Below are 10,208 nucleotides of genomic sequence, written 5' to 3'. Positions count from 1 at the left end.
TGAAGGCCGAAGGTCACCTTGGCCGCTGCTATCTCAAAGGCCGCGCCGGCGACGCCGCCAACGTCGTGCTCTCAGCAGTCGGCCACAACTTCCGCCGTATCCTCGCCTGGCTCAGAGAACTCTTGTGCCTCTTCCTGATCCAGCTATCGCATACGCTTGCCTGTCCGCTCCCGCTCAATTCGGCTTCTTAACGGACGACTAGCTAACGTAGCTGAACTGTCCAAGCCGGAGTCCTTCACCAGGCAGTCGAAGGCAAAACGCCGACTAGCGTTACTGTTGCAATTCATTGAAGGCTCGAAGCATGGGTGACAATTGAACCGTATCTATGATTGGTTTGTGTGGCTTGCTAATGCTCTTGGCCACGTCACTGCGAAGCACCGAGCAACGCAGCCGCTCCTATCTGGCGATTATGATCTTACCTGCCGAGCCTGCATGTTGGCGCGCGACGCTTTACGAGGCTTCGATCTGTTGCAAGAAGCTCGTTCCCTCGATGATCAGAACTGCCCGATCACTGCCAAGCCTTTTCGGTTTTTCTGTGTCTCGCGCTCTTCTTGGATCGCCATCGAGATCAGCGTGCGATAGATTCTGGCAATTTGGAGTCCTGGACACTATCGCCGGCTCAAGATGTGTATTTCCATCGATTAACTGTCGCACCGATTCTCGATTCTCTGCTCGCATGGCCACGCCGGTAACTGGATGATCCGGATGATCAACATCAATGTCGACCTCGACGGCGTTTCGATCGCGGCCTCAACCGCCCGAAATGGTCCGGCAACACGTGGAGAGGTCATTCGCTTCAGCGAGTGATTAGCCGAGGCCCGGAGCTTTGTTTCGGCTGAAGGTACGTTTGGCGAATTCATCCAGAAATTGTCAGCGCTGTTTCAGCGAACCGACATCGGCACTTTAGATGTTGGGCTCATCTTCCCAGTCAGAACGCTAGTCGAATTTGACGTGAGACCTCGCCTACCAGTGGTCGGTCTTGCGCGACACCATCCCTGCGCTCGCCGAACGCTATGGCGTCCTAGTCTCGCTAGGAAACCGAAAACGTACAGTCAACGATTGCGTCTTTTTGAATGGAGACTTTTGTGCTGAAGAAAGTAGTCAAGCTAAACTCGAACGAGAAGACCTGCCATCTCGCTTCACCCTCACGACGGTCATTGAATGGCGGCTGTGGGGAGCATTCGGACCCGGCTTCTAGATCTGCTGAGATCGAGCTGGGCTCTGCCCTGAATGGGCCGATCCATGGCGAGTGGGCGCGGTACATAAGGGCGATCAAACAGGCTATCTTGACTTCAGCGGCAGCTGTCATCGCGTTGAGTGGCGCACAAGCAGCTGACCTGCCGGTCAAAGCGAAGCCGATCGAGTACGTGAAGGCCTGCTCGCTGTATGGTGCGGGATTCTACTACATCCCGGGGACCGATACCTGCATCAGACTGGGCGGATATCTACGCTTTGACACAACTCTCTTGCCGAACGGCCTGACCGGCGCGGGCGGAGCTAACAACCGCCTTAGTCACTACTACAGCATGCGCTCTCGTGAGGCTCTTGACATCGATACGCGTACCGCGACCGAGTACGGCGTAGTTCGGACCTTCTTCGAAGGCCTGCTCCAGTGGACGAGTGGTGGCTACGCCGGTGCTGGCGCGGGTCTCTCTGGCGGTGCCACGACGTACTCCGGTGACAGCGTCGGAGGCGGTTACCTCCAAGTGTACTTAGCCTTCATCCAGTTCGCCGGCTTCACCTTCGGTCAAACGCAGTCGCAATTCAACACACCCTGGACCGAGTATCCAGCGAACATCTTCGAGCTGCCGGGCAGCGGCGGCGGAGACGCCGTCAATCAATTCACGTATACCGCCGACTTCGGTCAGGGCATCACCGCTTCCTTTTCGGCTCAGGATCAGGTCGCCAGATACACAACAAGCATCTGGAACGTGAGCGCCGCGACGCCCGCAGGTCTCGCAACCGGCGCGTACGGTGCCAGCGACATCGGGGGGTCGCGAGCTCCAGATCTCGTTGCTATGCTTCGCGTTGACCAGGCTTGGGGCCTCTTTCAGGCGTCGGTCGCAGCGCATGACAACCATGCCGCATATTATGGCGCCACCGAGACGACGGGTCATCCGGGCGACAAGTGGGGCTGGGCTGGGCAATTGGCCTTGTCGATCAAGAACCTCCCGACCGGGCCGGGCGACACCATCAATGTGAGCGGCATGTATGCCAATGGCGCAAGCCGCTATGGGTTCAACAGCTATATGCCGACGACATACGCGAGATACGGCAGTACCGGAGCAGCAGGTGCTTACCAAAGTCTCGGCATTGGCGGTGTGTCTGACTCCGTCTTTGTCGCCGGTGCCGGTCAGGAGCTGACCACGGTCTATGGTTTCAACGGCGGGTACACCCACAACTGGGATCCACATTGGGCCACCAGCCTCTACGGAGCGTGGGCTGCTGTCCGATATGACAGCAGAGCGAAAGGCTACATCTGCGGCGCATTCGTCGCAGGTCTCGCACTATCGAGCGGCGTTGCCGGTTGCAACCCCGACTTCAACTACGCGGTTGTTGGCGCGCGCGCAATCTGGACCCCGGTCAAGAACCTGTCCTTCACAGCCGAGCTTGCTTACAACATGCTCGACCAAAAGTACGCAGGCGGAAGCACTGTGACGCTGCCGACCCAGTCAGGTATTGCCAAACCGGGTGCTGCGTATGAGCTGAAGGACCAAGGCGCCGTGAACATCATTCTGCGCGCGCAGCGGAATTGGTGAAATCCGTTCAGCGAATGCCTACCCCGACCCGAAGTCCAGGAGGTTCACATCCATCGTGACGACCTGCAAGATATGGTGCCCCTCAAGCAGGCCGCCCAAGGGCCGATGCCGGCATTCGTTCGCGACGTGACGAGCCTACCGAAATCCTGATATCGACGGTTGGCCGTCCTTCCTTCGGTGCGAGGACGGCCAAAGAACCTCCGTACAGAAAGACATATAAAATGGCTCATGAAAGCTATTCGCTGGCCGAAATCCTGCGGTTGATCGACAATTCAGACCAGCGCCATTTCGTTGCCGAACTCGAGACAGGCATTGTTACGCTTAGCCGCAATCGTCAGTATTTCAAAGGCTACTGCTTCTTTTCCGCGAAGCGGAAGGCACGCGAACTGCATGATCTTCCGATCGCGATTCGCACGAAGCACCTTCTGGAAATGGCGATGGTCGCTGAGGCAGTTCAGTTGGCCTTCGGCGCGAAGAAAATGAATGTCGCATTCTTCGGAAATTCGTTCGCTCACGTGCATTGGAACATCGTCCCCCGTTACGGCACGGATCCGCTACCTGAAGATTCGATCTGGACGCTGGACCGCAAGTTGATCGAATCGCACTTCCTACCGGAACAAGAGTTTTCGGAGGTGAAAGCCACTTTGCGTGAGGTGCTTTCCAAGCTCTGCGAGCGTGACCGGATTCCGATCTCCTTCTCTTGATCAGGCGCACCCTCTCGTCCTCCCCGTCATTGCCTTCCTCTAAAGGCTTCCATTGAGGTGTCCCTGACCGCGATCCAGGCACCTTACGATCTCAATAACCTCCTTGATCCTGCGGATTGAGCTTCGCCACGGCGCTTCAGCGCCACGCATCTGAACACGAACTATACACAATTGAATACGGCGATTCCGTCCAACCCGGCCCGCCGAACGACATTGATAGGCCTGCAATTCCCAACGTCGCCAGAATGGGCGCTCGGCATGGATGCCCGCTACAGCGCCTGAGCTTGGATCTCCGCCGCAATGCTCGCTAACGGGCAGGTAAGCTATGCATTTCCGAACGGTCATTGGAGGGTGACCGGGCGAGTGACAAAAATCTTCGAGAATCGGCAATTCGTCCCGTAGGTCCAGCTCCCGGCATGCTGACCGAGTTACCGCAACCGCCGCGTATGGCGTCGTTTCAATCGCTTATCGGATGTGCGGCTTATCAAGCGTCTCAGAGCACAAGATTGGACATCAACGGGGAGCGGTCAGCCGCTTTCCGTTTCGCCAATAGCGGATCTGTACAAACTTGGCAGTAGTACGCAATTTGTCATCGTACTGTCCGCGGACGGGATATTCGAGCTGTTAGGCTGTCGTCACAGCGGTATGGGCGCTGTTCCGCTGGCGGTCGGCACAATCCATAAATGGGAGATACCATGAAGAACGTGTCGATCCTGATTTTGCTGGCGCTTTTGGGGCTGCTCCTAAGTCATGCACCGTCCATTGCGGCCCCGGCAGCGACGACGATCCGCGTCGCCTACGCATATCCCGGTATTGTGGGCAATTTGCAAAAGGATCTGGCCGCCTCGTTCATGATCAGGCATCCAGAGGTGCATGTGGAGATTCAAACGCCGTCGGAATCTTATGAAACACTCATACAAAGTGTACTGCGCCGATCGCTCGTTGGAGACGTACCCGATGTCATTTTACAGGTTTCAATTATCTTCAGTTCTTAGTCGACAACAAACTTCTCATACCGCTCGACGCGATCGGCGTTGCAACGGACTGGAACAAGCTTGGATACTCACAAACGGCGCGGGCCCTCGGCCAGATCGATGGCAAGACCTACGCAATCCCTTTCGCCGTCTCAGTGCCGGTGGTCTATTTCAATATGAAGCTGGTCCGAGAAAGCGGCTGGTCTCAACCACTGCCAGAGAGCTGGGACGGCCTGATCGCTCTTGCAAAGCGAATAAATGCACCAGACCGCAACATTCACGGTATTTTCTATCAATGGGACGGTGGCGGCGGCGTTTGGTGGCAGGTTCTGGTGTCATCCTTTGGCGGCCACATGCTGACGCCAGCAGGAAAAGTTGCATTTGACGATGCCGAAGGGCAAAGGGCATTGGACGCGTTACGCCGCCTTGTTGAAGAAGGCGGCATGCCGTATATCACTTATAGCCAGGCAAGCCAGATGTTTTCGGCAGGCACACTCGGCGTTGCCATGATGTCGAGCAGCTGGATGGGAAGCTATGCCAAGTCAGTTGGCTCGGAATTCCCCATCGAAGTTCGGTCATTCCCGATCGCAAAGGCGGGCGGCCGGGTACCCGTTACCGGTAACGCCATCGCCATTTTGTCAAAAGATACTCAACGGCAGCAGGCGGCCTGGGAATACCTGAAATTTCTTACAAGCGTCGAAGCGCAGACCAAGATGGCCCAGGACTTGGGCTCCCTCTCCATGAATGAATTGGCGGTGCAGCCGGGTTCGTCCTTGCAACAGTTTTATGCGACGCATCCGGCATTTGGCGCTGCCGCAAAAAGCCTCGACCATGTGGAAATTGGGGTCAACTTCCCAGGCGCAAACGGTGTGCGGATCGCCAGCACGATCAAGGACGATCTCGAAGAGGTCGTAGCCAGAAGAAATACCGTTCAGGCAACGCTCGCAAAGATGACAGCCGACGTGGCAGCACTACTTCCTCCGCGTTAAGAATTTGCACGGAGTTACGGCGAGAGTTCAATGCAAGCTGCGACATTTGCAACCTGGTATCTAGATCGCGCCAAAGATCTTGCGATGGCGGATGGTCATGTCCCCTATTGGCGCCATTTCATTGAGATTGCCGGTCTACCGGACCTTTCTACCTCCACCGTGATGGACTTTGGATGCCACCGCGGTGGCTTCCTTCGCCTACTCCACGCTCATCGACCATTTAAACGCGGCATAGGCGTCGACATTGCAACAGAGGCAATCGCGGCAGCCGAGGCCGCGCGGGGAGCGATACCGGTCGATTATGAAGTAACGGACGATCTCTCGCCGTACGCGCAAACGATAGATTTTGGCTTCAGCTACGAAGCGATCTATCTGGTGCCGGACATTCAACAGCATGCCCTTGACATGTTCGCTTGTCTAAAACCCGGTGGCGTTTACTACGCCGTGACCGGCTACCATACCGAAAGCCCGCTTTGGCAATATTGGAAAGAGTCCATTACGGCTAACTGCAATGCCACGATTCACGACCACGCGCCCAACGACTACGTTGCAGCGTTCGCCGACGCAGGGTTTGCAGTCGGCGTGAAGCGTTTCGGGTTCGAAGGATTCGTGCAGACAACAAAGTCCTTTGGGGCATATCGCAAAATCACAGATGCGATTGCCAATCATGCCGATTACAAGCTGCTTTTCCGGCTAGAGAAGTGCGTCTAGAGAGCAAGGCTTCGCATGCCACGACGCATATCGGTGTGGCCAGTGGCGATCCAAACTCTGACTCCGCTCGGAATCGGGATCATGGTCGCCGCAGGAGTTCAAGAACTCGCTGCAGCGCCTCAACGTCCACGTCGCGGTCAATGCGAACGCGATAGCCGCCAAGCTCGATCTCGATGATTCCAGCCCTTGCACGCTGCGCAGGCGGCGACGACGCACGCCGTTCTAGATCGGAGCCGCCACAGGTGTGATCTCGACGGGAACAAGAGCAGGCGCGGCATCTCCGCCCAGTCGACCGTGGCGCGCTTGTCGACGCCACGTTAACAGCAGGGCTATGAGCCACCCGTGCCGGCGCGCGACGCCGCAGGCCGTCTCGCCAGCCTGCAAGGTCTCTTCGGCCCGGCGAACCTTCTCGTCGTAACTCCATCGCCGCCGACGCTCGGCGCCCAGCACATTGACCTGCATTCGCCACGTGACCTTAAATCTTTAAAGCTAGACTTAGTCAAATCCTCGGCCCGCCGCTCAAACTACACAAGGCGGCCGCCGCCGACTTTCAATTACCAACATCTCGTACTTAGGATTTGCATCTGTTGAATCGTCTGTGATTCTGTCTGTGACGCCGATTCGCGGAGGCGTCACAGATGAGCGGAGACATGGGAGCCGGCGCTGCAGGCTGGCATGACGACGAAGTCGTTTCGGCAGGGCTGCCAGACAAGCGACTGGCGCGCCGATTTTGCCGGCTGCTTGATCAGATGTCGGCGGCACCTGGCCAACCGGTCCCAGCGGCATGCGGTGACTGGGCGGCGACAAAGGCGGCCTATCGCTTCTTCGACAACCCGCGCGTTACCGAGCATGGGATGCTGGCCGGCCAGCAACGCCGGACGTTATAAGGCGGGTCAGCCCAACGTGGTGACCTTGTGTGGTGTGCTGATGCATTCGAGCCTGGCTGTAACCCTCGGCGGGACGCACTGGGGCTGACGGCAGCGAAGTTCTGGACACGCACGAAGTTCAAGGGGACCTGGACGCTCAAGCGGCACGTGAACCCCACGCGCGTGCCGATCGAGACGAAGGAAAGCTATCGCTGGCTGGAGAACCTGCGCCAGTCGATGGCGCTCGTGGGCCCGCCGGAGCGCTGCCTGCATGTGGCAGACCCCGAGAGCGACATCTACAAGCTCTTTTGCCTGGCGCAAGATCTCGGCACGCGTTTTCTGGTGCGGGTGCAAACCAATCGATTGGCCGCCGCCCCCGCCGGCGCAGAGCCGCGGGATGGAGCTCATCGGGTCTTCGCCCAACTCTCGGCTGCGCCTTGGCCGGGACGCCATTACGTCGCGATCGGACAGGATGAGACGGCGTGCGTGCACGTGAAGTTCGCCGCCATCCAAACCTTGCCGCCCGTCGGCAAGCAGAAGCGATACAGTCCTCAGCTTCTCACCTACATCCAAGCCCTTGAGATTGACCCGCCGGCGGACCGTCCGCCGGTCGACTGGAAGCTCGCGACCAATCTGCCGGTCGCAGATTTCGCCATCGCCATCGAGAAGCTCGAATGGTACGCCTTGCGCTGGAAGGCGGAGGTGTTTCACAAGGTCATGAAGTCTGGCTGTCGCGCCGAAGAGGCGAGGCTTGAGACCGCCGAGCGGCTGGCCAAGTTCCTCGCCCTCATCGCGATGGTCAGCTGGCGCATCTTCTTCCTCACCATGTCCGCACGAGCAAAGCCCGAGGTTGCGCCAGAGACAGTCCTTACGCCAACCGAAATCGCGACGCTTGATGCCATCGACGCGGCGCGGGCCAAGCCGCGCATCCTGCGCAGGACCCTCGCCACCTATTTGCTCCAGATCGCCATGCTCGGTGGCTACCTCGCACGCAACACGATCCGCCGCCAGGAGACATGGTCGTCTGGCGAGGCCTAACACGCCTCAATGACATCGCCTTCGGCCTCTCAATCGGAACTCGCCGACGATGTGGGTAATTGAAAGCGCCGCCGGAGGGATACGCCATTTCGTCCGCAGGGGGGACACGATCACGATGGTGGACGGCTCGCCATCGCTGTCGCATCCAGCTATTGTCCGTTGCCGCGGTTCGAGCGCATTGAACAAATCATCATGTAACCCGGCAGTTTCGCGGAGGCTTGGCGCAGATACGGCGTCACGACCTACAAGCGCCACGAAGCCCGAATCTCGGCACTCGCACTCTCCAAAGCCGATTCGGAATCGCTCCGACTGCCCCGATACTGGTGACCACGTCAATCTGGATGCCGCCGGCAATTCCGAGCGTGCTTTCGAGGATGCGCGTCGCTCGCAGCACATGGAACTGGCCGTGGACATCGACTAAGTAGTTTCGGCCCTCTCGCCTCTCTTCAGGGCAGAGGGGCAGCCTCGCCAAGCTCTTCCCCAAGGTAATGTACCGATATTGTACGGACCGTATATCCCGTCCGTCGCGGTGATCAAGGCCATATCTTTACCCCCATCCGATTTCTGAAGCTCTCTCGCTAGCCCAAGATCGGCGCGCCCATGTCCACCGAAATGGGTATGATCGGCGTAATCGTCCTGGTTCTGTCAGCGCGGCTTCATTCTCGCCCGATACAGGATCTCTAAGGTGCCTCGGCGAGAGGAGGGCCGAGTGGCCACGATCGCCTTCTCGATCTTCTCCGTTGTCGGCGACTGACACGATCGTTCTGGCCGCTGATCGCGGTACGCTCGGAGAGTCCGCCGCTCGTGATTATTGCGTTCGCAAACCAAGAAGGCGGCAACGACTACGGCCCCCTTATGGCAGCATCGACAATCGTCGGCTCCCCCTCGTCGTCGCGACCGCTCAGAAATGGTTCGTCAAGGGAATGACAAGAGGAGCGGTCAAAGTGAACGGAGCCATTTCAGGAAAGGATGCGCAATGAACGGTGCATCTACTCAATCGGCCGGAACGTCTGTCGACAAATTCTGGTCAACCCCGCCCAAATTGGGGAAGTTTCGGGTGATCGGACATAGGGGTGCCCCGGAATATGTGCTTGAGAATACCGCGGCGGCTTTTCGCCACGCACTCGAATCGGGCGCGGATGCGGTAGAGACCGACGTACACTTAACCAAGGACAGGACCGTGGTCTGCCTTCACGATGGCGACCTGCTACGTGTCGCTGGTTTTCCCGACGCTATCGCCGACATCGATATCAAGCAGGCACGGCGGCTCTTTCCGGCACTGCTCACCTTCAATGACTTTCTGGAGATGACTCGCGGCAAGCCGATCATCGTCGACTTGAAGCAGGCCACCGCAGCTGAGGTGGACATCTACGTTGGAAGTTGCCAGTCCCTCGGAGCGGTCGAGCGCATTCTCTTCACCGCCTATACAACCGAGATCGCGGAAGCGATCCGGTGCCGGTCAGCTTCCGCGACCGTCGGCGCCTTCTTTCCCGATGGCGGCGCCGGCCTAGATGTCGCCGTTTCCGTCGGCGCCAGTTGGATCCGGGTGCTGCCCGCAGATTATGACCGCCCTACGATCGATACCATCCGTCGCGCTGGTCTTGGAACCATCGCGGTCGCCTCGCCGCGATCGAGCTTCCAGACCGCGACCGACATCGGAGCGCTCGTGGCGATCGCGCGCCTTGGGATTGACGGCGTCCTCACCGACCGGCCGGATCTCGCGCGGGATCGGCGCCTTACATCGGTCGGTGCGCCAGTTTGATCGCGCAGCGGCTGGAAGTCACCGGGCTTTTGGCGCAGACTTCCCGGCGCCCGGATACCCGAGATCGACCGATGACCGTTGACAACCAGGATCAATCATCATCCCTCTATGCTAGGCGCGGCGCAACCTCGCTGTGGCGGATCGTGGTCGAGGCCATCCGCAAGGACATTACGGGCGGGACGTACAAGCCCGGCGAACGCCTGCCCACCGAAACTGAGTTGCAGTGAAGTTCGGCGTTCACCTCAACACCGTGCGCCGCGCCTTCGCAGTGATCAAAGAGTCGTCCGTGAACAAGGTTCTAAGCGATTGAGCAGGAGTCTCTTTTTCGGATTCGAGTCGGTTTGAGATTGCAGGGAATGGGAGGTTGAAGCCGCCAAACCCTGCAATTTCGCTTTTGGATTCCCT

10 protein-coding genes and 1 pseudogene are annotated in these 10,208 nt (G+C 58.4%); 10 read left to right on the top strand and 1 reads right to left on the bottom strand.

The genetic code is table 11. The features are described 5' to 3' along the window. From GWG67_RS38270 to GWG67_RS38245, 6 genes and pseudogenes are all read left to right on the top strand, one after another. Positions 1 to 191 (top strand): annotated as a pseudogene (locus GWG67_RS38270) (IS5/IS1182 family transposase); the annotation flags it as partial. Between the two features lie 1,071 nt (positions 192 to 1,262). Beyond that, positions 1,263 to 2,759, top strand: a complete 1,497-nt coding sequence (locus GWG67_RS38265; RefSeq protein ID WP_275174818.1) for a porin — start codon at positions 1,263 to 1,265, stop codon at positions 2,757 to 2,759. Positions 2,760 to 2,980: 221 nt separating this feature from the next. Continuing rightward, complete coding sequence (locus tag GWG67_RS38260; protein WP_275174816.1) at positions 2,981 to 3,463, top strand: HIT family protein; 483 nt, start codon at positions 2,981 to 2,983, stop codon at positions 3,461 to 3,463. A 695-nt stretch (positions 3,464 to 4,158) separates the two neighbouring features. Beyond that, positions 4,159 to 4,458 (top strand): hypothetical protein, encoded by a 300-nt coding sequence (locus GWG67_RS38255; RefSeq protein ID WP_275174815.1) that lies wholly within the window; start codon positions 4,159 to 4,161, stop codon positions 4,456 to 4,458. Next, positions 4,398 to 5,426, top strand: a complete 1,029-nt coding sequence (locus GWG67_RS38250) for an extracellular solute-binding protein (RefSeq protein ID WP_342761089.1) — start codon at positions 4,398 to 4,400, stop codon at positions 5,424 to 5,426. The genes GWG67_RS38255 and GWG67_RS38250 overlap by 61 nt, the downstream gene beginning before the upstream one ends. Positions 5,427 to 5,456: 30 nt before the next feature. Beyond that, positions 5,457 to 6,137 carry a bifunctional 2-polyprenyl-6-hydroxyphenol methylase/3-demethylubiquinol 3-O-methyltransferase UbiG gene (locus tag GWG67_RS38245; RefSeq protein ID WP_275174814.1) on the top strand — a complete coding sequence of 227 codons (681 nt, stop codon included), beginning with the start codon at positions 5,457 to 5,459 and terminating at the stop codon, positions 6,135 to 6,137. A gap of 222 nt (positions 6,138 to 6,359) precedes the next feature. Here GWG67_RS38245 and GWG67_RS39190 read toward each other — a convergent pair whose 3' ends face one another. Next, on the bottom strand, positions 6,360 to 6,599 hold the full coding sequence (locus tag GWG67_RS39190) for a transposase (protein WP_354211791.1): 240 nt from the start codon (positions 6,597 to 6,599) through the stop codon (positions 6,360 to 6,362). 176 nt (positions 6,600 to 6,775) lie between these two features. Here GWG67_RS39190 and GWG67_RS38240 point away from each other — a divergent pair, with 176 nt between their 5' ends. The 4 genes from GWG67_RS38240 (at position 6,776) to GWG67_RS38225 (ending at position 10,030) form a co-directional block, all read left to right on the top strand. Continuing rightward, positions 6,776 to 7,024 (top strand): transposase, encoded by a 249-nt coding sequence (locus tag GWG67_RS38240; RefSeq protein WP_275174812.1) that lies wholly within the window; start codon positions 6,776 to 6,778, stop codon positions 7,022 to 7,024. A 27-nt stretch (positions 7,025 to 7,051) separates the two neighbouring features. Continuing rightward, a complete protein-coding gene (locus tag GWG67_RS38235) occupies positions 7,052 to 8,041 on the top strand; it encodes an IS4 family transposase (RefSeq protein WP_275174811.1) in 990 nt (329 codons plus the stop codon). 976 nt (positions 8,042 to 9,017) lie between these two features. After that, on the top strand, positions 9,018 to 9,803 hold the full coding sequence (locus tag GWG67_RS38230) for a glycerophosphodiester phosphodiesterase (RefSeq protein ID WP_275174810.1): 786 nt from the start codon (positions 9,018 to 9,020) through the stop codon (positions 9,801 to 9,803). Positions 9,804 to 9,874: 71 nt separating this feature from the next. Further along, on the top strand, positions 9,875 to 10,030 hold the full coding sequence (locus GWG67_RS38225; RefSeq protein ID WP_275174808.1) for a GntR family transcriptional regulator: 156 nt from the start codon (positions 9,875 to 9,877) through the stop codon (positions 10,028 to 10,030). The last annotated feature ends 178 nt before the right edge of the window (positions 10,031 to 10,208 follow it).

It is taken from the genome of Bradyrhizobium sp. CSS354 (genome assembly GCF_029051725.1).
In the GTDB taxonomy this organism is placed as follows: domain Bacteria; phylum Pseudomonadota; class Alphaproteobacteria; order Rhizobiales; family Xanthobacteraceae; genus Bradyrhizobium.
This window is presented reverse-complemented; position numbering and strand designations above follow the sequence as displayed.